We start from the raw sequence: 22298 nt of genomic DNA on the forward strand, positions 1-22298 counted from the left end.
ATGCCTGTGCCTACCTTGTCACTGTATGAAACCCTGACCGGGCAGTTCGCCAATGGCCTGCGCATCGATCAGGTCGATGAATCCGAACAACCGCTGCTGTCGGTGCTGGATACCTTGCAGCGTGTCTTCGCCAGCCGCCAGGGCGCAGTGGCTCATGTACCCGACTTCGGCTTGCCTGACCTTGCGCAGATGCTCGACGCGCACCCGGCTGCCCGCCAGGCCATCTGCCGCGATGTGTGTGACGCGGTGCTGGCCGCCGAACCGAGGGTGCTCCAGGCACACGCTGCGCCAGGGGTACAGAGCGTGCCGGGCCAGTTCAGCATCGAGCTGAATCTGGAACTGGTTGGCGGTGGGCGCCACGATGCTGCGCGGCGCTTACCCCGCAGAACCCCGCGGTGTTCACGGCATTGCGCGAACAGGGCGTGCTGGGCCCGGCCGGGAGGTTGCGGTGACACCATTGAGCCTGTTGACGTTGGGCGGGGACCCACGGCGCTGCCGCGAATTTGCGCGGCTACGTGAAGCGCTGGCACCGTTGGCCCACCCGGCGTGCCCGGACGTTGACTGGCCGCAGGTGCGTGCCTGTGCTCAGGCACTGCTGCAGGCGCATGGCGCTGAGCTGCACGGTTTGCGTGCGCTGGCACTGGCCCATGCCTGGTGTCGCGAGCCGCAGGCGGCCGCCCACGTGATTCGCGGCACCGCCCAACTGATGATTGAGCATTCGGCAAGCCTCTGGCCAAGTGAGAGCCACCTGCGGCAAGTGTTGATCGATCAGTGGTGCGAGCAATTGCTGGTTTGGTCACGGCAGGCCGCGCGGGAGGAGGTCTGGGTGCTGTCGCCGGCTTTGGCTGCGCTGCGCCAGGCGCTGGAAGCTACCCTTCGGGTGGTGCCGCCAGCGCTGCATACGCTGCTGGCACGCAGTGAACGCCGCTGCGTACCGATTTCCCGTCACACCTGGCAACCGCCCGCTTGCCGGGCGAATCACCACGCCGCCCAACCACCGCTCCCCGCGCACCGGGGCTGCCGGTTGGGTCCGAACATTCGCATGTCTCGGTGTGGTGTGCCTGGCTGCGGTTCTCTGGGGACGGTCAGTGCCTGAACCAGCACCGCTGCATGTAGCGGATCTTGCGTTATTCAGCGCTGGCAGCGCTGATCTGGACGCTCAAGCCCATCGTTCGCTGGCTCCGCTTCTGGAAAAGATCGCGCAACACCCTGGATGGCTCATCGAGGTACGAGGCCACAGCGATGACAGCGGTTCGCCCGCGCAAAACGACCGTCTTGCCGATGCGCGGGCCAAGGCGGTGGCCCGCTGGCTTGGCGCTCAGGGCATAGCCCCCGCGTGCGTTCAGGCCCTGAGCCTAGGTGCAAGCCAGCCGCTGTTGGCCAATGCTACAGCTGCCGGCCGCGCAGCCAACCGCCGCGTCTCCATCCATCTGCTACCGGCCACCCCGCCATGCCCGATCACCCCGCCTGCGACAACGGCCGCGCCACCTTCTCCAGCGACTGCCCCTCCGCCGCCACGCCCCATCGCGCCTGCACCGCGCCAGCAATGACCATCAGCGCCGCACCGATCAAGTAACCAATGAACACATTGGTGCGGTCATGGCTTTCGATCAGCGCGCCGAACAGGGTAGGGCCGATGATCCCGCCCAGCCCCGTGCCAAAGGCATAGAACACGGCAATGGCCAGGGCGCGAATCTCCAGCGGGAAGGTTTCCGCCACGGTCAGGTACGCGGAGCTGGCCGCTGCGGAGGCGAAGAAAAAGATGATCATCCAGGCGATGGTCTGCTGCACCACATCCAGCAGGCCTTGCTGGAACAGGTAGCCACTCACCGCCAGCAGAATGCCGGAGAGGATGTAGGTGCTGCTGATCATGATGCGCCGGCCGACCACGTCGAACAGCCGCCCCAGCAGCAGCGGGCCGCAGAAGTTGCCGAGGGCGAAGGGCAGCACGTACCAGCCGATGTGGGCCGAGGGCACGTTGTAGAAGTCGGTGAGCACCAGCGCGTAGGTGAAGAAGATCGCGTTGTAGAAAAACGCCTGGGCGGTCAGCAGCGCCATGCCCACCACCGCGCGCTGGCGGTGCGCCACAAACAGCGTGCTGAACACTTCCTTGAGTGGGGTGTGGTCGCGGGCGTGCAGGCGCAGTGGCGGCTCGGTCACCGGCGGCAGTTCGTGGCCCAGCGTGCGTACACGTTGCTCGATGCTTTCGACGATGCGTTTGGCTTCTTCCGGTTCGTTGTGGATCATCAGCCAGCGCGGGCTCTCCGGCACCCACAGGCGCATGAGCATGATGATCAGGCCCAGCGCTGCACCGATGCCGAAGCACAGCCGCCAGCCCAGGTCACCGCTGACCACGTTCGGGTCCAGCAGCACGATGGAGCCGAAGGCGCCGAGGGCTGCGCCGATCCAGAAGGTGCCGTTGATGGTCAGGTCGACCCAGCCCCGATAGCGGGCAGGCGTGAACTCCTGAATGGTCGAGTTGATGGCGGTGTATTCGCCGCCGATGCCGGCCCCGGTCAGGAAGCGAAACAGCAGGAAGCTCCAGAGATTCCAGGAGAGCGCCGTCAGTGCCGTGGCGCCGATGTACAGGAACAGGGTGATGAAGAAGAGCTTGCGCCGGCCGAGGCGGTCGGTGAGCCAGCCGAAGAACAAGGCACCGAGGACGGCGCCGGCGATGTAGGCACCGCCGGCCAGGCCGATGTCGGCGTTGTTCATCTGCAGGGCAGGGCTGGCCTTCAAGGCGCCTGAGACCGACCCCGCGAGTGTCACTTCCAGGCCGTCGAGCAGCCAGGTGATGCCCAGTGCGAACACCAGCAAGGTGTGGAAGCGGCACCACGGCAGCCGGTCGAGGCGGGCGGGGAGGTCGGTTTCGTAGATGCGTTGCTGCAAGTCTTTGCCGGGCATAGGCATGGCACGTTCCTTGTTGTGTGCGCCTATGGCTGTGAAGAGCGAATGGCCGGGTTAGTTCCTCCGATGTGCATGCCCCGCCCGGGGGCTTCAAACAACTGGCAGTTGCAGGCCTCCTTTTGCGATGTTGTCCAACTGCAGCGGCAGGGCCTCGGTCGAACTGACGCCGATCCAGTCCCGGTCGGTCGCATACAGGTACCCGTGCTCGGCGCAGCTGAGCAGCAGGTGGTACTGGTTGTCGGTGCCGTCCTGGTAATCGAAAGCCCAATCGATCTGCCATTGGGCCACAGGCCTTTCGCCGATTTTCGCCGTTACCACGCCTCCGTTCTTGATCGCCAACGCTCGAAGGTCATCGCCCATTTGCGTGTAGATTTCGTAGGCATCCGAGCCCTGGCGGGCGATGAACCAGAAGCGCTGCAACACTTCCGCCTGTTCGACTATCCGCAGGCTGCCGATGCTCATCACCTGCAAGCCGGTGCCGAAGCTGAACGGCAACGGGCTCAAGGTGGCACTGAAGCATCGGCCCGGTACGGCCGGCGACGCGGCGGGAGGCTGGGTGAGTGCCGGGGCCATGGGCGCGCTCACCTCGTCCGGTTGAGTGTCGGGCTCGCTCTGAAGCGGCACGCCGGCAGCCTGAACGTCGTCCAGGCGCAGCGTCACCGCGCTGGCCCGGTCAAACAGTCCCAGGTATTGCCCCTGGGTCGAGTTGAATGACCAGCGGTCGACCTGGTGCACGACCGATACCGCCTTGCCGTCTGCGCTGAGCAACTGGAAACCGCCTTTCACCGGGTCGAGCTTCCATAAGGGCGCGCAGCCGTCGCGGCTCGGGCTTTGGCCGACGTAATAGATACCCAGAAAATCCCGGGCTGATCGGTCGATGCGGTAGTAGCCGGGGCCTTGCCGGTTTGCCAGATGAATTTCGTAGGCAATGCCGGCCTCGTCGCGCACCGCGACGAAGACCAGGCGCAGGCCGGCGGCATGGGCGCCGGGCGCGGTGGTCAGCCAGGCATGGTTGCGCCGCCAATGGCGGGTCTGGCGGCTGTAGTCCAGGCGCTTTTTACCCAGCCGCTCCTTGCGTTCGTAGCCACAGGTGTATTCCAGGCAATCCACCCGCCCGGCCAGCGGGCCGTTGATGACAGTCAGGACCGCGGTGAAATCGTGTTCCGGCAGATAGTCTCGAGCCATTGCGTGCCACTCCTTGGTTGGAAGGGCGGCGATCTTGGCGTTGCCGGGGCAATCCGGGCACCCGGAAGCATTGCGCTTGCCGGTTACCTGGCCAGCAGGCTCTGGGAAAGCTCCAGGTGGTTGGCGGGCAGGTAGAGCTGATGGCGCACTCGCGTCATCGCGGTGTAGAGCAGGGCAATCCGTTGCGCCCGCTCAAGCGCAGTACGCGCAGGCGCGCCGCCGTACAGATCGTCGCTCACGGCCAGGTGCTCGAACTCGAAATTGCGCACATCGCGCACCAGCGCGACCCTGTAACCCTTGGCTTCGGCCAATTGCGCCGGGCTGATCACGCTGTACCAGGGCCTGAGGTGGCTGTGGTCACGCTGCGCTGCCAGCCACCCGGCGATGCGCAGGAAGCTGGGTTCCTGCGCCTTGGCGGCGTGCAACTGGTCCCAGTTGCGATAGCGGGCAAGGTCCGGGCGGTGCGAGCGGATGTCGCTGCGAAACAGCCGGGCGGCGTCCGGTACCAGGCTCAACAGTTCGTCGGCGCCGCTGGCCACCACCTGGCAGGGGATCTCGGCGCTGGCCAGCCGCTGAACCCAGTCCCACACGCCCCAGAGGTCTTTTACAAGGATCAGCGTGGGCTGCTCGGGGATGCCTTGTGCGGGGTAACCGATCACCTCGGTATGGCGCGTATGGTCGCCCTGGAACGGCATGTCCAGGCTGCCGGGGTAGGCGTCTATCAAGGGATTGACCAGGTCTTGCAGCGCGGTGCCGGCGCGCAGCGACAGGCGCATCTCCCGATGGCGAATGTGCGCCGCGTGCGGGGTGCCGAAGCCTGCAAGGTTCTGGTAACGGTCGCCCAGGGTAATCACCGCCTGCGGGCTGCGGTCGAGAATCTGCACCAGGGGCGCTGTGAGGTCGTGGCCTTCGTCGATGAGGATGTGGCTGAAATCACCGGGAATGGCCGCACCCGACAACGCCATGAACTTGATCCAGTGCATCGCCCGGATCGGCAGGGTGATGCCGGCCTGCGGCGGCTCGAACAGCGCCTGCCACATGCGCTGGGAGAGTGTGACCAGGCGCAGCCGTGCGGGCTCATCCAGCCACTGATAAGCCTTGGGGATATGCGCAAGCCCCAGTGCATCGTGGCGGGAGGCGCAGAACTTGATCACCGTACCGCGGCAGATCGCAGCGACCTGGGCCGGGCTGTAAGGCCCGATCTCCGGCAATGCCATCGACTGCGCGACCTCGGCGGTGCTGACACCATAATCGGGGCGGCTGCGGTAGGGGGCGAACGCCCAGCCCAGTTGCTCCTCGACGCACCCGGCCGCCATAGCCAGAAAGGTGCTGGCAGCGGCTGCCGGAAAACGCTGGCGGATCGGCACCAGTTTGGCTTCGGTGTCGGCCAGGAACAGGCAGCGCTGCTCGCCCAGGTGCTCGATGATCGCTCCCAGCAGGTGGGTTTTGCCGGTGCCCGCGTGGGCCTGTGCTTCCACCGACTCGCCCGGGTTGGCCTTGAGCGTCTGCAGCAGGCGCAACTGGTGGTCGCTGACCCTGAGCACGCGGCCGTCGGCCACTGGGTAGGGATGGCGCAGCGGGGTTTCGCGCTCGGCGTAAAGAGATGCGTGGTCGAAATCCCAGTTGCCGTCGGGCAGCAGATAGGCCTTGCGGTCGACCCCGGCCTGGTCCATCAGCCCTATGCCACACGCGGCAGTGAGCATCAGCCCACGGCTGAACGGGCCACGGTCGAACTGGCTGGCCAGCACGGCCTGGAGCTGTTCAGTGTGCTTTTGCAACAGCCCGGCGAACTGGCGTTCCAGCACCAGCGGCGCGGGCTTGCTCTCGCTCAGTACCGGCAAGTGTTGCAAGAACAGCACGGCTGCCACCTCCGCGCGCGACAGGCGCTCGCAAACCGGCACCTCGCCCTGGGCAAAGGTGGTGGCGAGCGCGTCGCTCAGCGGCAGGTACCAGGCAGCAGTGGGCACGGAGATGTTCTCGGAGAAAAGGTGGCAATGGTACAGAGCCTAGAAGCGAACGACCACGTAGATCCCCAACACGCCTATGCAAACGCAGGCCATGCCCAGGGCGAGGATTTCCCCCAGTGGCGCGGTGGGCCGGTTCTCGGAAATGCCGCGTACGCTGCTGTGGTAGCGCCGGCGCAAGCCGAGCCAGATGCCGCCGGCGGTGCCCAGCGCCAACCCCACCAGCACGTAGGCGAACGCCCCATGATGCGGCACCCAGCGCAGAAACAGCAGGCTTGAGCCGGCCAGCGACAGCAGTGTGCGCCGCCAGGCCAGCAAGGTGCGTTCAGGCTGAAGGCCGATATCGGAATGGCCGCGTTGCAGGGCCACAGTCAGTGCGGGCGCAGTGCGACGAACACGATCAGCACCGCCGTCACCAGCGCGCCGCCGGCCGACAGCACCGGCACCAGCAATGGCAATGGCAACGGCGCCTGGCACCGCATCGCCCGTTCCACGTTCAGCCAGCGCACGCAGGCGCTGGCGCTGAGCAGCAGCCCCAGCAGCAACAGGGCAATGGCCAGCAGCTTGCGTACGTCGGGCAGAAAAATATCGGCCGTGAAGGCTTCCACCGCGATGCCACCGGCCATCAATGCCAGCGCGGTGCGGATCCAGGCCAGGAAGGTGCGTTCGTTGGCGAGTGTGAAGCGCGGGTCGGGTTCGCTGCCGCCGGGCAGCAGTCGTTGGGCGAGTTTACTGCGCGTGTGCATGGGAGGGCCTTGGGTGGAGGTGAGGCCTTAATTACCAGAGCCATGCACAGCGATGCAAGCCGAGACGCTGAGACAAGCGGTCTCAGGCATGCGCGCAGCGTAACCGCCGCTGGACCTTTACCGCCCAGCCGCCACCCTGTGGGCTCCTGACCCCTCCAAGGAGACCTGCATGAGCACCCCGACAACAAGAATCGCCCTGGTTACCGGCGCCGGCCAAGGCATCGGCCGCGCCATCGCCCTGCGCCTGGCGCGCGATGGTTTCGACCTGGCGCTGGCCGACATCAAGCCTGAGGGCCTGGAGCAGGTGGCTGCCGAGGTGCAGGCATTGGGCCGCAAAAGCCAGGTGCAGCGCTGCGATGTAAGCGACCGCAGCCAGGTGTTCGACGCCGTTGCCCAGGCACGCGAGCACCTGGGCCGGCTGGACGTGATGATCAACAACGCCGGTATCGCCCAGGTCGCGCCGCTGCTCGATGCGCGCCCGGAGGATGTGCAACGCATTCTGGGCATCAACCTGCAAGGGGTGCTCTGGGGCATCCAGGCGGCGGCCGAAGCGTTCAAGGCGCAGCAGGGTGGCGGCAAGATCATCAACGCCTGTTCGATTGCGGGCCACGAAGGCTACCCGCTGCTGGGCATCTACTGCGCCACCAAGTTCGCCGTGCGCGCGCTGACCCAGGCCGCAGCCAAGGAACTGGCCCATGCCGGCATCACCGTCAACAGCTATTGCCCCGGCGTGGTCGGCACCGACATGTGGGTGGAGATCGACCGGCGCATGGCCGAGGTCACCGGCGCCAGGCTCGGGGAAAGCTATGATCGGTTCGTCGGCAACATCGCCCTGGGCCGCGCCGAAACCCCGGACGATGTCGCGGCGTTCGTCAGCTACCTGAGCAGCCCGGACGCCAATTACATGACCGGGCAATCGGTGATGATCGACGGCGGGCTGGTGTACCGCTGAGCCTCAGCCGGCCAGTGCCTCGGGCGGGCGCTGAGCCGGGTGCCGGGGGTGTGGCAGGCCCAGGTGATCGCGCAGGGTGGTGCCGTGCTGATAAGGCTCGGCGGGCCGCAAACCGCGGCGGCGAAGCTCCGGAAGGATGTACGTGACGAAATCGTCCAGGCCTTGCGGGTAGGTCGGCGGCAGGATGTTGAAGCCATCGGCGCCGCGGCCTTCGAACCAGCTCTGCAACTGGTCGACCACCTCGCTGGCGCTGCCGACCAGCACCCAGTGCCCACGGGCACCTGCCAGGCGCAGATACAGCTCGCGCAGGCTGAGGCCTTCGTCGGCCAGCTTGCGGATCAGTGCCTGCCGGCTCTTGGAGGCATTGGTGGCCGGCAGCTCATTGGGCAGCGGGCCGTCCAGCGGCAGGCCGGTCAGGTCTGCGCCACCGAGCAGGCCGCTGAGCAGTTCCAGCCCGACTTCCGGCAGCACCAGCGCCTGCAGCGCCTGAAACTTCGCTTCGGCCTCTTCGCGGGTGGCACCGGTGTAGATAGTCACCCCCGGAAGGATCTTGAGGTGGTCGGGGTCGCGGCCCAGGCGCTGCGCGCGACTTTTGACGTCCTGATAGAAGGCCTGGGCGTCGGCCAGGCTCTGGTGCGCCGCGAAAATGGCCTCTGCCGTGGCCGCTGCCAGGTCACGGCCGTCTTCGGAGGCGCCGGCCTGTACCAGCACCGGCTTGCCTTGCGGCGAGCGCAGCACGTTGAGCGGCCCGCGCACGGAAAAGTGCTCGCCCTGATGCGCAGCGTCGTGGCGCTTGGTGCGGTCGATGAAGATGCCGCCGGCTTTGTCCAGCACCAGTGCATCGCTCTCCCAGCTGTCCCAGAGTTTGTCGACCACCGCATGGAACTCGCGGGCGCGGCTGTAGCGCTGGGCGTGGTCGGCCTGCGCGGCACCGCCGAAGTTGGCCGCGGCGCCGGGGTCGGAGCTGGTGACCAGGTTCCAGCCCACCCGGCCGCCACTGATCTGGTCCAGCGAGGCGAACTGCCGTGCCAGGTTGAAGGGCTCCGAATAGCTGGTGCTGGCCGTGGCGACCAGGCCTATGCGTGTCGTCACGCCCGCCAGTGAGGCCAGCAGGGTCAGCGGCTCGAAGGTCAGGTGCGGTGCGATCACCCGGTCGAAGGTGGGTGAGTCGATGCCGCGGATCGAGACGCTGTCGGCCAGGAATAACGTATCGAACCCTGCCGCTTCAGCCTGGCGCGCCAGCGCCTGGTAATGCTCGATGCGGATGCCGGCATCGGCGACCGCATCCGGTGCGCGCCAGGCTGCCAGATGGTGGCCGGTGGCGCGCAGGAACAGGCCGAGTTTGAGTGAATCGGTGCGAACGCTCATGAAAGGCTCCAGATCACCAGCCCACGGCGAACTGCAAGCCGGGCTGTGGGGTGTAAGGTTGGGTGGCGTGCCCGGGAATCGCCGCCAGCAGGCGGCGGGTGTAGGGGTGCTGGGGCTGCTGCCAGAGTGCGTCGGGCGTGGCCTGCTCGACGATCCGCCCGCCGTGCATCACCAGCACCCGATCGCAGAACCAGCGCACCACCGACAGGTCATGGGAAATGAACAGGTAGCTCAGCCCGAAGGCCTCGCGCAGCTCCACCAACAGGTTGAGGATCTGCGCCTGGGTCGAAACGTCCAGCGCCGAGACCGGCTCATCGCAGATCACCAGCTTGGGTTTGAGGATCAGCGCCCGGGCAATCCCGATGCGCTGGCGCTGGCCCCCGGAGAACTGGTGCGGCAGGCGTTGCAGGCTGGCCGCTGGCAAACCCACCGCATCGAGCATGCGCAGGCGTTCGCGCAGGCGCTCGCGGGCGTCGGCCTGGCCATGCAGGCGCTGCACGCGGTCGAGCAGGGTGTCGATGCTGTGGCGGGGGTTCAGGGCTGCGGCGGGGTCCTGGAAGATCATTTGCACCTGGCGCCGCCACGGCAGCCTTTCGGCGGCCGAGAGCGTGGCGATGTTTTGGCCGGCGTATTCGATGCGGCCGCTGCTGGGCTCGAGCAGGCCCAGCAGCGCTTTGCTCAATGTCGACTTGCCGCAGCCCGACTCGCCCACCAGCCCAAGGCTTTCGCGAGGGCCAAGGGTGAGGTCGAGCGCGTTGAGCACGGGCCGCTCGCCGTAGCTCAGGTTGAGGTCGCGAACCTCCAGCAACCCACCGGTGGTAGCCGGTGCCTGAGGTGCGACGTTGTGCCGGGTGTCGCTGATCGCATACTGGTTGGGCTGGCCGCTTTGGCGGGTGACACGGATCTCCGGCAGGCGGGCCTTGAGGTAATGCTCCTGGTGGGCTGCACCCAGCGATGCTTTCAGCAAGCCCTGGGTATAAGGGTGCCTTGGGGCGTTCAACAGCGTGCGCGTGCCTGCATGTTCCAGCGAGTGGCCATCGTGCATCACCAGCACGCGGTCGGCCTGCTCGGCGACCACGCCCAGGTCATGGGTGATGAGCAGCACGCCCATGCCCAGCTCACGGCGCAGCCGGTCGAGCAGCTTGAGGATCTGCGCTTGCACGCTCACGTCCAGCGCGGTGGTGGGTTCGTCGGCAATCAACAGCCGTGGCTCGCAGGCGATTGCCATGGCGATCACCACCCGCTGGCGCTGCCCGCCGGAGAGGTGATGGGGGTACTCGTGCAGGTGCTGGCGGGGCCGCGGCAGTTGCACCAGCGCCAGCAATTCTTCAGCCCGTTGCCAGGCCTGGCGGCGGGTCAGGCGGGAGTGAGCGAGCAACACTTCGCTGACCTGCTCGCCGAGGGTGAGCACCGGGTTCAGGCTCGAAAGCGGCTCCTGAAACACCATGCCCAGCGCATTGCCCTGCAACTGCCGCCGTTCACGCGCCGGCATCGCCAGCAGGTCGCGGCCTTCGAACAGTGCCAGGCCGCTGACCTGCGCGTTGCTCGGCAGCAGGCCCATCAACGCTTGGGCCGTGGTGGACTTGCCGCAACCTGATTCCCCCACCAGTGCCAGCGTTTCCCCCGCCTCAAGCTGAAAGCCCAGGCCGTGTACCGCCGCTACACCCTGATAGGCCACGCGCAGGCCGCGCACATCGAGAAGGCTCATGGCAGGTACCTGCGCAAACGGGGGTTGAGTGCGTCGTTCAGGCCATCGCCCAGCAGGTTCAACGCCAGCACCACAAAGACAATGGCCAGGCCCGGCAACGCAGTGAGGTACCAGGCACTGGCGATCTGCTCGCGGCCGCTGCCGATCATGCCGCCCCAGCTGGCGTGGTTGGGATCGCTCATGCCCAGAAAAGCCAGGCCCGCTTCGATCAGGATGGCTGAGGCAACCAGGATCGACGTGGTCACCACCAGCGCGGCCAGGGCGTTGGGCAGGATTTCGCGCAGGATGATGGCTCGCGCGCCAAACCCCAGTGCGCGGGCGGCGAGGACGAAGTCGGCCTCGCGCAGGCTGCGAAACTCCGCACGCACCAGCCGCGCCACGGTAGGCCAGGACGACACGCCGATGGCCAACGCGATGGTGCCCAGGGTAGGCGTGCCGATCGCAACGATCACGATCACCAGCAAGAACGAAGGCACGGTCTGGAACACTTCGGTGAGCCGGTTGAGTGCATCACCCAGGCGCCCGCCGTGGTAACCGGCCACGGCGCCCACCAGCACGCCGATGGAGACGCTCAGCACGGTGGCGCTGGCGGCGATCAGCAGCGACAGGCGTGCGCCATGGGCGAGGCCGGCGGCGACGTCCCGGCCCAGGGAATCGGTGCCCAGCGGGTAGGCAGGGTCGTCGCCCGGCCACAGCAGCGGCATGCCGACCATCTCCAGCGGGTCGCCTGGGTAGAGCCAGCCAGCGATCGCGGCCAGCGCCAGTGCCGCCAGCAGCATCAGGCTGCCGACCACGGCATTGGGGTTGCGCAGCAGGGCAGCGAGCAGGGGTTCGCTGCGCCCGCCGGAGAGCGCCAGTGTTGCGTGCATTGCCGGTTCCTTTCTCAAGATCGGTAGGTTGTCGCGCGGCACAGCCGCTTGCACAGGTATCAGGGTTCAGGTGTCGCGGATTCGGGGGTCGAGCCAGGCTTGCAGCAGGTCCACCGCCACATTAGCCACCACCACCAGCACCGACGACAACAGCAGGATCCCCAGCAGCAGGTTGTAGTCACGCGCCATCACCGCATCGAGCGTGAGGCGGCCAAGGCCTGGCCAGCCGAACAGGGTCTCGGTCACGGCTGCGCCGCCCAGCAGCGCCGCGAAATGCAGCCCGGCCAGGGTGGTGACCGGCAGCAAGGCATTGCGCAATACATGCCGCACGGCCACACGCGGAGGTGAAAGGCCTTTGGCGCGTGCGGTGCGCACATAGTCCTGGCGCTGGACTTCAAGCATCGCAGCACGGGTCAGCCGCGCGTACAGGGCGATATAAAACGTCGCCAGCGCAGTGATCGGCAGCAACGCATGGGCGGCGCGGTCGGCCAGCCAGGCCACGCCGTGCAGTTCCACCCCCAAGGTGGCGACCCCGTCGCTGGGCAACCAGCCCAGCTTCACCGAAAACAGCACCACCGCCATCAGGCCGATCCAGAACCCGGGCGTGGAGTACAGCAGCAACACCGCGAGCGACAGCAGCCGATCAGGCCAGCGCCCGGCCCAGGTGGCCATGGCAGTGCCGGCGGCGATGCCCAGTGCCACGGCCAGGCCCAGGGCGCCGACCATCAACAGCAAGGTGTTGGGCAAGCGCTCCAGAATCAGCTGCAACACCGGCACGTTGTAGCGCGGCGATAACCCCAGGTCGAACTGCAGCAAATGGCTCAGGTAGGCCCACAACTGCTGTGGCAGGCTCAGGTCCAGGCCGAAGTGGCTGCGCCATTGCGCGAGAGTTTCGGCGCTGGCGCCGCCCGATTCACTGGCCAGCACGTCCACCGCGTCGCCCGGCAGGCAACGCAGCAGCACGAAGTTGAGCAGCAGGATGCCGGCCAGGGTAGGCAGCGCTTGCCACAACGTGCGCTTGAGCAACGGATGAACCGCGCGCCTAGCCACGGGCCACCGCCTGGTTGGCGAACTCGATGGCCGCCAGGCTGCCCGACAGGCCGTTGGCTTCAAGGGCAAAGCCGCTGAGCCTGGGGTTGTAGAGCGTCACCTGTTGTTGCATCACCAGCGTCAGCGACGGCACTTCGTCGATCACGATCTTCTGAAACGCCTTGAACAGCTCACCGCGTTTCTCATCGTCGGTCTCCACGGCAGCGCTTTCGAGCAGCCGGTCCACCTCGGCGTTCTGATAATGGGTGCCATTGGAGAACGGCACGCCGGGGCGGAAGTTCTTCGACCAGAACAACCGCTGCACACCCACGGTGGGGTCGAACAGGGTGCCCATGCCCACCACCGCGAACTGGAAGTCGCGGTCGGTGTAGATGCGCCGGGTGTAGGTGGGGAAGTCCTGCGCCCGCAGCTGCACGTCGATGCCGATGCGCGCCAGTGCCGACTTGATGTACACCGCTGTGCGTTGGTAGCTGTCGCCGTAGGGCAGGGGGTCGAGCACTAGGCTGAAGCGGCTGGCGCCTTTTTCGGCAAGCCCGCTTCATCGAGCAGGGCGTTGGCCTTGGCCAGGTCCAGCGGGTAGGGGTTGGCGCCGTCGTAGTGGTATTGAGGAAAGCTTTTGGGAATCGGCGACACGCTGACCTCGGCGTAGCCGTAATACACCACCTTGCGGATCACCTCGCGGTCGATGGCGTGGGCGATGGCCTGGCGCACCGGCAGTCTGGCCAGGATCGGGTCGTCCAGGTTGAATTCGAGCATTGTCGGGGTGATGGAGTAACGGTAGCCCTCGGTGGTGCTTTTGAGCTGGCCGGTTTTGGTCAGGCGCGGCAACTCGGTCAGTGGTACCGGGCTTTCGCCGCCGATGTCCAGGGTGCCGTTCTCGAACGCGGCCAGGCGTGCGGCCGAGTCGGGGATCACCTTGAGGATCAGCACATCCGCACCGGGGTGGCCAGGGTTCCAGTAGTCAGGGTTGCGCTCAAGGGCGATGTAGCTGCCCCGTTCCCAGTGCTTGAACCGCCACGGCCCGGTACCGACCGGGGCGATGTTGTGCGGGTTGCGTTGCGGGTCGCCCTCGGCGTAGAGGTGGCTGGGCAGGATCGGCGTTTCGCCGCCGGAGAACGCGCGGATCAGGTAGGGCGCGGGCTTGGCCAGGTGCAGCACGGCCGTGTGCTCGTCTGGCACTTCAACCTGTTCAAGGTTGGCGAAGGTGCTGCCGCCGCGCGGGTGGTAGCGTTTGTTCAGCTCCAGTGACAGCGCCACGTCGCGGGCAGTGAACGGCTCGCCGTCGTGCCACTTGACGCCCTGGCGCAAGGTGAAGCGGTAGGTCAGGCCGTCATCGCTGACCGACCATTCGGTGGCCAGCGCCGGAAGAGGTTGCAGGTTGGCGTCGTAGCTGAGCAGCCCTTCGGCCACCTTGGCGCCCGCCAGGATGCTGGTGCCGGCCGAGGTGTTGAAGGAGGTGAGCGAGGGCGGCTCGGGGTTGACCAGCAGGTTGATCACCCGCTGGCCGGTGGTGGCCTGGGCGGTCGCTGCCGCCAAGGCACTGGGCAGGAAGGGGATGCTGGCGCTGGCGAGTGGCAAGGCACTCAGGCCCAGGGCGAACTGGCGTCGGGTCAGGGGCATGGGGCAGGTCCTTGAAGTCAGCGGCGCAGCCCGGCCTGGTACAGCAGCGGCAGCACTTTGGCGCCGAACTGCTCCAGGTCAGGGGCAAAATCGAAAAAGCTCAGTTGCAGGCCGTCGATGCCGGCCTCTTTCAAACGCACGATGTCGCGCACGATGGTCTCGGGGCTGCCGACCAACTGGATATTGCCCCCGACATAACGCTCAGCCGGCTGATGGCCGCGCCAGGCATGCGCGTCGCTGGCTTCGCGGGCGTGCCCGGCCAGGCTGCCGGCGTCGCCGGCGGCGGTGATGGCGGCGTGTACTTCCCAGGCCTCGGCGTCACTGTCGCGGCAAATCACCAAGGGGTTGATCAGGGTGCGGATTTCGCGGCCATGGGCGCGGGCCGCCTGCTTGATGCGTTGCAGGTGGTCGGGCAGCTTTTCCAGCGCGTTGTTGATTTCGGCACTGCCGGGGCTGGTGGTGAACACGATGTCCGAATGCCGGGCGGCGAATTCGATACCCGCCGGGGAACCGGTGGCATTGACCAGCACCGGCCTGCCGAAGCGCGGCTTGACGCTCACGTAGGCCTCTTCGAGGCGGTAGTGTTCGCCGCTGAAGTCGAGGTTTTCGTTCAGGCCCCAGAGTTTCTGCACCACCTCGATGAATTCGCCCGCCTGGCGGTAGCGCTGGTCGTGTTCGATCGGCGGCTGGCCGAAGCGTTTGTGTTCGCGGTGGCGATGCCCGGTCACCAGGTTCAGGCCCCAGCGGCCCTGGCTGATGTGATCCAGTGTCGAGCCGAACTTGGCCAGGTGCAGCGGGTGCCAGGGCCCATAAAGCACGTGCAGGGTGGAAATCAGCAGGATGCGGCTGGTCACTGACGCCAGGGCCGCCTGGGTGATGAACGCGTCCAGCGACTCGTCGTGGTAGCGGATGTCACCGCCATAGCCACCCTTGCCCAGCCATTCGGCCAGGGCGAACACCAGGTCGAAACCCAACGCTTCAGCCCGCAGGGTGAGCGCTCGGTTGTAGTCGAAGGTCCAGGTGGTGCTGCGCGGCAGCGCCGAGGGCTCCAGCCACCGGCCTGCACCGGCAGGAACAGGCCCAGAAACAACGGTTGGCGAAACGCGTGGGACAGGGGGCTGTCGGGGTAATCGAGCGGGGAAGCAAAGCGCGGCAAGTTGATGCACTCCAAACTGAGGTTCGTTCTGGAAGTTCTGCCGTGGTCGGGTGGGGTGCAGAGTGGCGATTGGGTTTTATTACGTCCAAGGCCAAGTAGTCATAGCGTTATAACCAGTCAGGGTGGGGACGTTAATGTGCATTAGTTGCCGGCGCGCTGTGTGAAGTTGGGAATATGCATATGCATCGCGGGTGTTTATGCATATGCAAAAGTGCTCTAGCGTGTGAACTTGTAGTGCGAAACTTCAATGCCGTATGGTGCGTCGCCTAGTCACCCACAGGAGTTCAACCCCATGCCCTCGCACCATTATCGACAGCTGGGCCGAAACGGCATCAAAGTGCACGCGCTCACCCTCGGGACCATGATGTTCGGCGGTGAGGCAGACGCTCGCGTGGCCCAGCGCATCACCGACAAGGCATTCGAGCAGGGCGTCAATTCCATCGACACGGCCAATGCCTACAACGGCGGAGCATCCGAAGAAGTGGTGGGGCAGTTGATCGCCGCGCGGCGCCATCAATGGGTGCTGGCTACCAAGTTCGGCAACCCCGATCCCGGTGGCGCAGGGCCGAATAACCAGGGGGCGTCGCGGCACACTATCATCGAGTCCGTCAACGCCAGCCTCAAACGCCTCAATACCGATTACATCGACCTGTTCTATTTGCACCGCGAAGATCACTTCACCCGGTGGAAGAAACACTGCGCGCATTCGATGACCTGCTACGTGCCGGCAAGATTCGCAGTTACGGTTTATCCAATCATCGGGGTTGGAAGCTGGCCGAGTTCAGCCGCACGGCCGACCTGCTGGGTATCGAGCGCCCGGCTGCAGCGCAGCCGCTGTACAACCTGGTCAATCGCCAGATCGAAGTGGAGCAGTTGCCTGCCGCCGAGCACTACGGCATTGGCGTGATTTCCTACAGCCCGTTGGCCCGCGGCGTACTGACTGGCAAGTACACACCCGGCCAGGCGCCGGCCGAGGGGACGCGGGCAGGGCGTAATGACCGGCGCATTCAGCAGACCGAATGGCGGCCCGAGTCCCTGGCGCTTGCCCAGCGGGTGAGCGACCACGCCGAAGCACGTGGCATAACGCCTGGCCAGTTCGCCCTGGCCTGGGTGTTGAACAACCGGCTGATCAGCTCAGCCATCGCCGGCCCGCGTACCGAGGCGCAGTGGGACGATTACCTGCCGGCGCTGGAGTACCGGGTGACCGCCGAAGACGAAGCCTTCGTCGATGACCTTGTGCCCACCGGGCACGCTTCCACCCCGGCTACAACGACCCCAGCCACCCGTTCGTGGGGCGCAAGCCTTACGCCTGACGCGCCAGCCGAGCCAGCAACGGCGCCAGCGCTTCGCGCCGCTCGTGCCACTGGCCACGGGTGATGCCCAGCAGCACCACATCCAGGCGCTGCCCGTCACGTTCGATCTGGGCGTGGCGGGTGCCCTCGATGGTAAAGCCGAATTTCTGATGCAGGGCGATCACCGGCGTGTTGAACGCCAGCACTTCGCAATTGAGCTTTTCAAGCCCGGCCTCGCCGAAGGCGTAGTCGAGCATCCGCGCTTCCACCTGGCTTCCCAGGCCTTTGCCTTGCAGCGTGGTGTCCAGGTAAAAGGCCCAGTCGGCGGTCTTGTGCTGCAGGTTGATGGCCGAGAGCGAGACCACGCCGATCACCGAGCTCTCCAGCAGCAGAGCGAACACCCGAACCCGCGCATTGCCCACCAGCGAGCCGAGCCACAGGCTGTGTTCCTGCTCGCTGATTTCATGGCAGGTGTACATGTTCTGCCGCACGGCGGGCTGGTTGCGCAGCTCACGCACACGCGCTTGTTGGGAGGGGAGCGTTCGAGCAGGGGCGCCACTGCATAAGGGGATGGGCCATCACACGAGAAAGTGGCCGACAGTGTAGCGGCTTATACCGCCAGCGAGGTCACGAACTGGACCACCAGCAGGGTCCACATGACCGCGACGGACACGACGAAAACGCTGAACAGTTCGGTAGGTTCCACGTCGGCCACTCCCATGACGAATCATGAAATGACAGTAACAAACCGAATGGCGCAGTGACACTATTGAACGGTTGCACCTATCAGTTTTGGGGGGTGATGCCGATGGAACCTTTCGGCAGCAATGCGCACAACTGGGCCTGGCCTATCGGGTCTCCGGCCTCGGCCGCGCGGGCCAGCCACATCACGGCGCGGCACGGTTGCAACCGGGCGTAGTGCATCGCAAGCAATTGCATCGCTGCACCGTGGCCCTGGGCTGCAGCGGCTTCCCACAGCGCCCGTGCCGCAGGCGTGCGGCCGGCGAGCAGCAGCCACTGGCCGACCTCGACCTGGGCCTGAGCCTGGCCCTGATCGGCAGCCAGCAGCAACGCCGCCTCCAGCGGTTCGTCCGACAGCGCAAGCCATGGCCACAGGCTTTGCAGCGAAAGCCGAGTACGGCCGCGCGCGTCTGTGCCTGGCAACCGCCGCGCCTGGCCGCGCGCCAGCCGGCGCCACCAGGTGCGCTGGCTATGGCCGCTGAGCAGCTCGGCCAATTCCAGGCTGATGCCTGCTTCCATGGAAATGCCTCCCGGGTCGAAGGCCGCGACTGTGCCAAGGCGGCGTTCCAGGCGCGAGCGGCAAAGTGCTTCAAGCCAATACGGCACGCTGTGTAGCGTGCCAGCGGCTGAATTGGCAGGGCTTTGGCCGTGACAGGCAGGGCCTGGCTGGCCGCGGGTTGCGGGATTCGGACGCGGCCGTGCCTCTCGGGGGCCTTGGCCCAGCTTTTGCTGAGTCGATTGGCAGCCATCCGGCACCTGTCCAAGGAGAGGACTTCCATGCAAAACATTGAACGCGGTTTCACCCTGATCGAGCTGATGGTGGTAGTGGCCATCATCGGCGTGCTCTCGGCCATTGCACTGCCTGCCTACGGCAACTACCAGGCACGCGCCAAGTTGGCCGCGGGCCTTGCCGAAGTCTCGGCATTGAAGGTGGTCGCCGAGGAGGCCCTGCTGATCGGCACACCCGTCTCGAGCCTCGCCGACCTTCCCAATGCCAACCCTGGCTCCCGGCACTGTGACCTGGACGCCACCTTCGATGCCGACGGCAATGGCCAACTGGTTTGCACCGTCGTGCAGGCACCCGCTGCGTTGCGCTCGGCCAGCGTGACGCTGGCGCGGGGCTCGGATGGTTTTTGGTCATGCAATGTCAGCGGTTTGAGCGATCCCGCACTGGCGCCTAACGCGTGCCCGGCCGCCTGAGGCTCAAACCGGTACACCACCCAGGATGGTCGCCCGATGCATCACCCGCCGCTGCGGCCGGTAGTCGTCCACCGCGTAATGCTGAGTGACCTGGTTGTCCCACAACGCCAGGTCATCGGCCTGCCACTGCCAGCGCACGCAGAATTGCGGTTGTGTGCTGTGCTGGTAGAGCAACCGCAGAATGGCATCGCTTTCGTGGGGCTCAAGCTCGTTGATCGCCAACGTGAAACCTTCGCTGACGAACAGCGCCTTGCGCCCAGTCACCGGATGAGTGCGCACCACAGGGTGTGTGACGGGCGGGTGCTTGCGCCGGGTAGCCTCCCAGCTGGCCAGGGCCTCGGGCGTGTTGCCGAAGCGTGCCAGCGGGAAAGATTTGCTGAAGTCGTGAGTAGCGGTGAGGCCGTCGATGGCGCGCTTGAGGGGTTCGCTCAGTGCTTCCCAGGCGGCAGTGCCGCTGGCCCAGAGCGTGTCACCGCCATAGGCCGGCACCTGGCGGGCGAGCAAGGCGGAACCCTTGGCCGGCGTCGGCAAAAAGGTCAGGTCGGTATGCCACAGCGCGTTGTCGCGCAGGTCATTGAGCTCGGTGTCGAGCACCAGGATCTGCGGCACTTCGTCCACCTTGGGGTAGATGGGGTGTACGTGCAGTTCGCCGAAGCCATGGGCGAAGCGGGCATGTTCGATCGGTGTGAGGGGTTGCTGCCTGAAGAACAGCACCTGGTGCTGATACAGCGCGCGCTCCAGTTTCGCCTGGGTGGCATCGCTCAATGCATGGCGCAGGTCCAGGCCTTCCACGACCGCGCCCAGGGTGGGGGTAAGGGGCGAAGGGTAGAACTCATGGTTCGGTACTCACGCAGGTTGTATCAGTGGGAATGGCCGTGCCAGGGCACAAGCCGGCGTTGCAAGGCGCGCAGGCTCAGCTCCAGGGCAAAGGCGATCACGGCGATCAGCAGGATGCCGAGGATCACCACGTCAGTGACGAGAAACTGGGCGGCCGACTGCACCATGAAGCCCAAGCCTTCAGTGGCCGCGATCAGCTCTGCCGCCACCAGCGTCGACCAGCCCACGCCCAGGCCGATGCGCACACCGGTAAGGATGTCGGGCAGGGCGCTGGGCAGTACCACATGGCGCAGCACCTGCCAGCGGCTGGCCCCCAGGCACTGAGCGGCGCGCACCCGAGCCGGGTCGACCGTGCGCACGCCATTGGCGGTGGCGATGGCGATCGGCGCAAAAATCGCCAGGTAAATCAGCAACACCTTCGACAACTCGCCGATGCCGCACCAGATCACGATCAGCGGCAGGTACGCCAGCGGTGGCACCGGCCGGTAGAACTCGATCAGCGGGTCGAGAATGCCGCGGGCGATGCGGTTGCGGCCCATGGCCAGCCCCAGCGGAATGGCCGTGAGCACGGCAGCGAACAAGGCAAGGCCGATGCGGCCAAGGCTCGCGCCCAGATGGTGCCAAAGGTTCACATCCATGTAGCCTTCAGCCAGCAGCTCGCGAGCCTTGCCCAAAACGGCGCCCGGGCTCGGCAGGAACAGCGGTTCGATCAGCCCGGCACGGGTAGACGCCCACCAGGCCAACAGCAACACCAGCACGGTGGCAAAGCTGATGCCACGGGTGCCGGCAGAGTGCTTGCGCGCTGAGGGGGCGGGCGGTGCGTCGGCGGTGGCCGGCAGGTCCAGGGTGCGGCTCATGGGGTGGCCTCTAGGTGGGCGTGGCCGGCGAACACCTGCGCGAGCACGTGTTCACGGGTTTCGATGAAGGCCGGGTCGGATTTGATCGCCCGTGCCGGCTCGCCAGCGGCATAGCGCCGGCCGAAATCCAGCTGCAACCGTTCGACGATCCGCCCCGGATGCGGTGCCAAGAGCACCAGGTCGGTGGCAAGGAAAACGGCCTCTTCGATGTCATGGGTTATCAGGAACACCGGCTTGGCGGTGCGCTGCCACACGCTGAGCAAGAGCTCCTGCATCTGTTCACGGGTGAAGGCATCCAGTGCGCCGAAGGGTTCGTCCATCAGCAGGATGCGCGGGTCGGCCGCCAGCGCCCGAGCCAGGCCCACGCGCTGGCGCTGGCCACCGGAAAGCTCCCAGACCTTGCGTTGCTCGAAGCCGGCCAGGTTCACCAAAACCAGTAACTCGCGAGCACGCCGCTCTCGCTCGACGCGCGGCACACCGGCCAGTTCCAGGCCGAACGCCACATTGGCCAGCACGTTCTGCCAGGGCAGCAACACATCGTCCTGAAACACCACGCCGCGGTCCGCGCCGGGGCCGAGGATCGGCTCGCCGTCGAGGGTGAGGCGGCCCTGGGTCGGCGGTACGAAGCCTGCGATCAGGTTCAGCAGGCTGGTTTTGCCGCTGCCCGAGGGGCCGAGTGCAACCAGCAACTGCTCGGCGCCCAAGCGCAGGGAAATATCCTGCAGCACGGGCTGCGAGGCGCCGGGGTAGTGCGCGCTGACGCGCTTGAGCTCGAGCGTGGCCATGGCGGTGCCTTATTTGATGTATTGCGCGCTGACGTAGGGGCTGTAGTCACTGAGCACGGCCGGGATCTTCTTCTGCTCCTTGAGGAAGGCCGCGGTGGCAGCGATGTCCTTGACCGTGCCGCCGCCCAGCAAGGCAGGGCTCACCTGGGCCTTGGCATCGGGGTAAGCCGAGCCTGCCAGCAGCGCCGGTACGTCGCTTGCGTTGGCGCCGGTCAGGCGGGCGATCTTCTTCACCGGGTCCGACTCCGGCGTCCATTCACCTTTGTGCGCGGCATAGTCGGAGTAGGCCTTGAGGGTGACGCCGGCGAATTGCGCGATCACCTCCGGGTGCTTCTCGGCGTAATCCTTGCGCGCTACCCACACCTCGAACGTCGGGGCGCCCCAGCGGCCGACTTCGGCAGCGTCGGTGAGCACCTTGCCGGTTTTCTCGATCTCGCCCAGCGCAGGCGACCAGACGAACGCGCCGTCGATGTCGCCGCGCTTCCAGGCGGCCGCGATTTCGGAGGGGTTGAGGTTCACCACTTTGACGTCCTGCGAGGTCAGGCCCCAGTGCTTGAGCGCGCCGAGCAGGCTGTAGTGGGAGGTGGAAACGAACGGCGTGGCCAGGGTTTTGCCTTTCAGGTCTTCCGGTTTGGCGATGCCGCTGCCATTGCGCACCACCAGCGCCTCGGCCGAGTTGATCTGCGCCGAGACGATGAAAGTCACCAAGGGCACCTTGCTCGACGCCGCTGCCGCAAAGGGGCTGGAACCCAGGTTGCCGATCTGCACATCGCCGGAGGCGAGTGCCGCGACCACTTCGGGGCCGGCATTGAAGCGGCGCCAACTGATCTTTTCACCGGTTGCTTTTTCATAATCGCCATTGGCCTGGGCCACCTTGCTGGGGTCGACGCCGGTCTGGTAACCGATGGTCAGTTCGCCGGCATGGGCCCCCGACCAAGTAGAGCCTGCGAGCACGAGAACGGTGAACAACTGGCGAGAGGACGGCAGTGCGGGCATGGTGCGTGGCCTTGAACAGGAAGTAGGTGAACGCGAATGTATGGGTATAAGAATCTTCAATCCAA

The 22298-nt window shown here is 66.1% G+C and carries 22 protein-coding genes and 2 pseudogenes; 6 read left to right on the top strand and 18 right to left on the bottom strand.

From position 1 onward, the window contains the following. From LN139_RS25535 to LN139_RS25540, 3 genes are read left to right on the top strand one after another with little or no spacing between them, the layout of a single operon-like run. Positions 1-519: a GPW/gp25 family protein gene (locus tag LN139_RS25535; RefSeq protein ID WP_442964395.1), complete on the top strand. Its 519-nt coding sequence runs from the start codon at positions 1-3 to the stop codon at positions 517-519. Continuing rightward, positions 449-1096: a type VI secretion system ImpA family N-terminal domain-containing protein gene (locus tag LN139_RS08475; protein ID WP_236359512.1), complete on the top strand. Its 648-nt coding sequence runs from the start codon at positions 449-451 to the stop codon at positions 1094-1096. The genes LN139_RS25535 and LN139_RS08475 overlap by 71 nt, the downstream gene beginning before the upstream one ends. Then, the gene (locus tag LN139_RS25540; protein ID WP_442964396.1) at positions 1089-1550 is read left to right on the top strand and encodes an OmpA family protein; all 462 of its coding nucleotides are present in this window, start codon (positions 1089-1091) and stop codon (positions 1548-1550) included. Before LN139_RS08475 ends, LN139_RS25540 begins: the two co-directional genes overlap by 8 nt. Here the strand turns inward: LN139_RS25540 and LN139_RS08480 are convergent. From LN139_RS08480 to LN139_RS08500, 5 genes are all read right to left on the bottom strand, one after another. After that, positions 1459-2910 carry an MFS transporter gene (locus tag LN139_RS08480; protein ID WP_236359513.1) on the bottom strand — a complete coding sequence of 484 codons (1452 nt, stop codon included), beginning with the start codon at positions 2908-2910 and terminating at the stop codon, positions 1459-1461. The two genes, LN139_RS25540 and LN139_RS08480, sit on opposite strands and share 92 nt — an antisense overlap. Positions 2911-2997: 87 nt before the next feature. Then, on the bottom strand, positions 2998-4092 hold the full coding sequence (locus LN139_RS08485) for a hypothetical protein (protein WP_236359514.1): 1095 nt from the start codon (positions 4090-4092) through the stop codon (positions 2998-3000). 83 nt (positions 4093-4175) lie between these two features. Further along, a complete protein-coding gene (locus LN139_RS08490; RefSeq protein ID WP_236359515.1) occupies positions 4176-6059 on the bottom strand; it encodes a hypothetical protein in 1884 nt (627 codons plus the stop codon). Between the two features lie 39 nt (positions 6060-6098). Beyond that, positions 6099-6425, bottom strand: a complete 327-nt coding sequence (locus tag LN139_RS08495; protein WP_236359516.1) for a DUF202 domain-containing protein — start codon at positions 6423-6425, stop codon at positions 6099-6101. A gap of 2 nt (positions 6426-6427) precedes the next feature. After that, the gene (locus LN139_RS08500) at positions 6428-6802 is read right to left on the bottom strand and encodes a YidH family protein (protein ID WP_236359517.1); all 375 of its coding nucleotides are present in this window, start codon (positions 6800-6802) and stop codon (positions 6428-6430) included. A 169-nt stretch (positions 6803-6971) separates the two neighbouring features. On the opposite strand from LN139_RS08500, the gene LN139_RS08505 reads away from it, so the two are divergent. Beyond that, positions 6972-7754 (top strand): acetoin reductase, encoded by a 783-nt coding sequence (locus tag LN139_RS08505; protein WP_236359518.1) that lies wholly within the window; start codon positions 6972-6974, stop codon positions 7752-7754. A 3-nt stretch (positions 7755-7757) separates the two neighbouring features. On the opposite strand, the gene LN139_RS08510 is transcribed toward LN139_RS08505, so the two are convergent. From LN139_RS08510 to LN139_RS08540, 7 genes are all read right to left on the bottom strand, one after another. Beyond that, positions 7758-9122: an LLM class flavin-dependent oxidoreductase gene (locus LN139_RS08510; protein ID WP_236359519.1), complete on the bottom strand. Its 1365-nt coding sequence runs from the start codon at positions 9120-9122 to the stop codon at positions 7758-7760. Between the two features lie 13 nt (positions 9123-9135). Further along, positions 9136-10830, bottom strand: coding sequence for a dipeptide ABC transporter ATP-binding protein (locus LN139_RS08515; RefSeq protein ID WP_236359520.1), 1695 nt, complete (start codon positions 10828-10830; stop codon positions 9136-9138). Beyond that, positions 10827-11699, bottom strand: a complete 873-nt coding sequence (locus LN139_RS08520) for an ABC transporter permease (RefSeq protein ID WP_236359521.1) — start codon at positions 11697-11699, stop codon at positions 10827-10829. Before LN139_RS08520 ends, LN139_RS08515 begins: the two co-directional genes overlap by 4 nt. A gap of 66 nt (positions 11700-11765) precedes the next feature. Then, complete coding sequence (locus LN139_RS08525; protein WP_236359522.1) at positions 11766-12749, bottom strand: ABC transporter permease; 984 nt, start codon at positions 12747-12749, stop codon at positions 11766-11768. Continuing rightward, positions 12742-13248, bottom strand: a complete 507-nt coding sequence (locus tag LN139_RS08530; protein ID WP_236359523.1) for a hypothetical protein — start codon at positions 13246-13248, stop codon at positions 12742-12744. The genes LN139_RS08525 and LN139_RS08530 overlap by 8 nt, the downstream gene beginning before the upstream one ends. Next, the gene (locus tag LN139_RS08535; protein ID WP_236359524.1) at positions 13248-14369 is read right to left on the bottom strand and encodes an ABC transporter substrate-binding protein; all 1122 of its coding nucleotides are present in this window, start codon (positions 14367-14369) and stop codon (positions 13248-13250) included. Before LN139_RS08535 ends, LN139_RS08530 begins: the two co-directional genes overlap by 1 nt. A 17-nt stretch (positions 14370-14386) precedes the next feature. Continuing rightward, positions 14387-15535: an LLM class flavin-dependent oxidoreductase gene (locus LN139_RS08540; RefSeq protein ID WP_236359525.1), complete on the bottom strand. Its 1149-nt coding sequence runs from the start codon at positions 15533-15535 to the stop codon at positions 14387-14389. Positions 15536-15889: 354 nt separating this feature from the next. Between LN139_RS08540 and LN139_RS08545 the strand changes: the two are divergent. Further along, positions 15890-16902 (top strand): annotated as a pseudogene (locus LN139_RS08545) (aldo/keto reductase). Here the strand turns inward: LN139_RS08545 and pseH are convergent. Continuing rightward, positions 16829-17296, bottom strand: a complete 468-nt coding sequence (gene pseH / locus LN139_RS08550; protein ID WP_236360337.1) for a UDP-4-amino-4,6-dideoxy-N-acetyl-beta-L-altrosamine N-acetyltransferase — start codon at positions 17294-17296, stop codon at positions 16829-16831. The pseudogene LN139_RS08545 and the gene pseH sit on opposite strands and share 74 nt — an antisense overlap. A gap of 307 nt (positions 17297-17603) precedes the next feature. Beyond that, positions 17604-18077, bottom strand: a complete 474-nt coding sequence (locus tag LN139_RS08555; protein WP_236359526.1) for a hypothetical protein — start codon at positions 18075-18077, stop codon at positions 17604-17606. Positions 18078-18335: 258 nt separating this feature from the next. On the opposite strand from LN139_RS08555, the gene LN139_RS08560 reads away from it, so the two are divergent. Beyond that, positions 18336-18758, top strand: a complete 423-nt coding sequence (locus LN139_RS08560) for a pilin (RefSeq protein WP_236359527.1) — start codon at positions 18336-18338, stop codon at positions 18756-18758. Positions 18759-18761: 3 nt separating this feature from the next. On the opposite strand, the pseudogene tauD reads toward LN139_RS08560, so the two are convergent. From tauD to tauA, 4 genes and pseudogenes are all read right to left on the bottom strand, one after another. Further along, positions 18762-19580 (bottom strand): annotated as a pseudogene (gene tauD, locus LN139_RS08565) (taurine dioxygenase); the annotation flags it as partial. A 38-nt stretch (positions 19581-19618) separates the two neighbouring features. Beyond that, complete coding sequence (gene tauC, locus LN139_RS08570; protein ID WP_236359529.1) at positions 19619-20452, bottom strand: taurine ABC transporter permease TauC; 834 nt, start codon at positions 20450-20452, stop codon at positions 19619-19621. Next, positions 20449-21237 (bottom strand): taurine ABC transporter ATP-binding subunit, encoded by a 789-nt coding sequence (gene tauB, locus LN139_RS08575; RefSeq protein ID WP_236359530.1) that lies wholly within the window; start codon positions 21235-21237, stop codon positions 20449-20451. The genes tauC and tauB overlap by 4 nt, the downstream gene beginning before the upstream one ends. 9 nt (positions 21238-21246) lie before the next feature. Then, on the bottom strand, positions 21247-22233 hold the full coding sequence (gene tauA, locus LN139_RS08580) for a taurine ABC transporter substrate-binding protein (protein ID WP_236359531.1): 987 nt from the start codon (positions 22231-22233) through the stop codon (positions 21247-21249). Between the last annotated feature and the right edge of the window lie 65 nt (positions 22234-22298).

This window comes from Pseudomonas sp. KNUC1026, from assembly GCF_021650705.1.
Lineage (GTDB): Bacteria > Pseudomonadota > Gammaproteobacteria > Pseudomonadales > Pseudomonadaceae > Aquipseudomonas.

Coding starts and splice junctions, on each gene's coding strand:
- LN139_RS08535 (WP_236359524.1), bottom strand. CDS start 14,369: ATGCCCCTGACCCGACGCCAGTTCGCCCTGGGCCTGAGTGCCTTGCCA.
- LN139_RS08505 (WP_236359518.1), top strand. CDS start 6,972: ATGAGCACCCCGACAACAAGAATCGCCCTGGTTACCGGCGCCGGCCAA.
- LN139_RS08515 (WP_236359520.1), bottom strand. CDS start 10,830: ATGAGCCTTCTCGATGTGCGCGGCCTGCGCGTGGCCTATCAGGGTGTA.
- LN139_RS08500 (WP_236359517.1), bottom strand. CDS start 6,802: ATGCACACGCGCAGTAAACTCGCCCAACGACTGCTGCCCGGCGGCAGC.
- tauA (WP_236359531.1), bottom strand. CDS start 22,233: ATGCCCGCACTGCCGTCCTCTCGCCAGTTGTTCACCGTTCTCGTGCTC.
- LN139_RS08485 (WP_236359514.1), bottom strand. CDS start 4,092: ATGGCTCGAGACTATCTGCCGGAACACGATTTCACCGCGGTCCTGACT.
- tauB (WP_236359530.1), bottom strand. CDS start 21,237: ATGGCCACGCTCGAGCTCAAGCGCGTCAGCGCGCACTACCCCGGCGCC.
- LN139_RS08555 (WP_236359526.1), bottom strand. CDS start 18,077: ATGGAAGCAGGCATCAGCCTGGAATTGGCCGAGCTGCTCAGCGGCCAT.
- LN139_RS25535 (WP_442964395.1), top strand. CDS start 1: ATGCCTGTGCCTACCTTGTCACTGTATGAAACCCTGACCGGGCAGTTC.
- LN139_RS08510 (WP_236359519.1), bottom strand. CDS start 9,122: ATGAGCGTTCGCACCGATTCACTCAAACTCGGCCTGTTCCTGCGCGCC.
- LN139_RS08480 (WP_236359513.1), bottom strand. CDS start 2,910: ATGCCTATGCCCGGCAAAGACTTGCAGCAACGCATCTACGAAACCGAC.
- LN139_RS08560 (WP_236359527.1), top strand. CDS start 18,336: ATGCAAAACATTGAACGCGGTTTCACCCTGATCGAGCTGATGGTGGTA.
- LN139_RS08520 (WP_236359521.1), bottom strand. CDS start 11,699: ATGCACGCAACACTGGCGCTCTCCGGCGGGCGCAGCGAACCCCTGCTC.
- pseH (WP_236360337.1), bottom strand. CDS start 17,296: ATGTACACCTGCCATGAAATCAGCGAGCAGGAACACAGCCTGTGGCTC.
- tauC (WP_236359529.1), bottom strand. CDS start 20,452: ATGAGCCGCACCCTGGACCTGCCGGCCACCGCCGACGCACCGCCCGCC.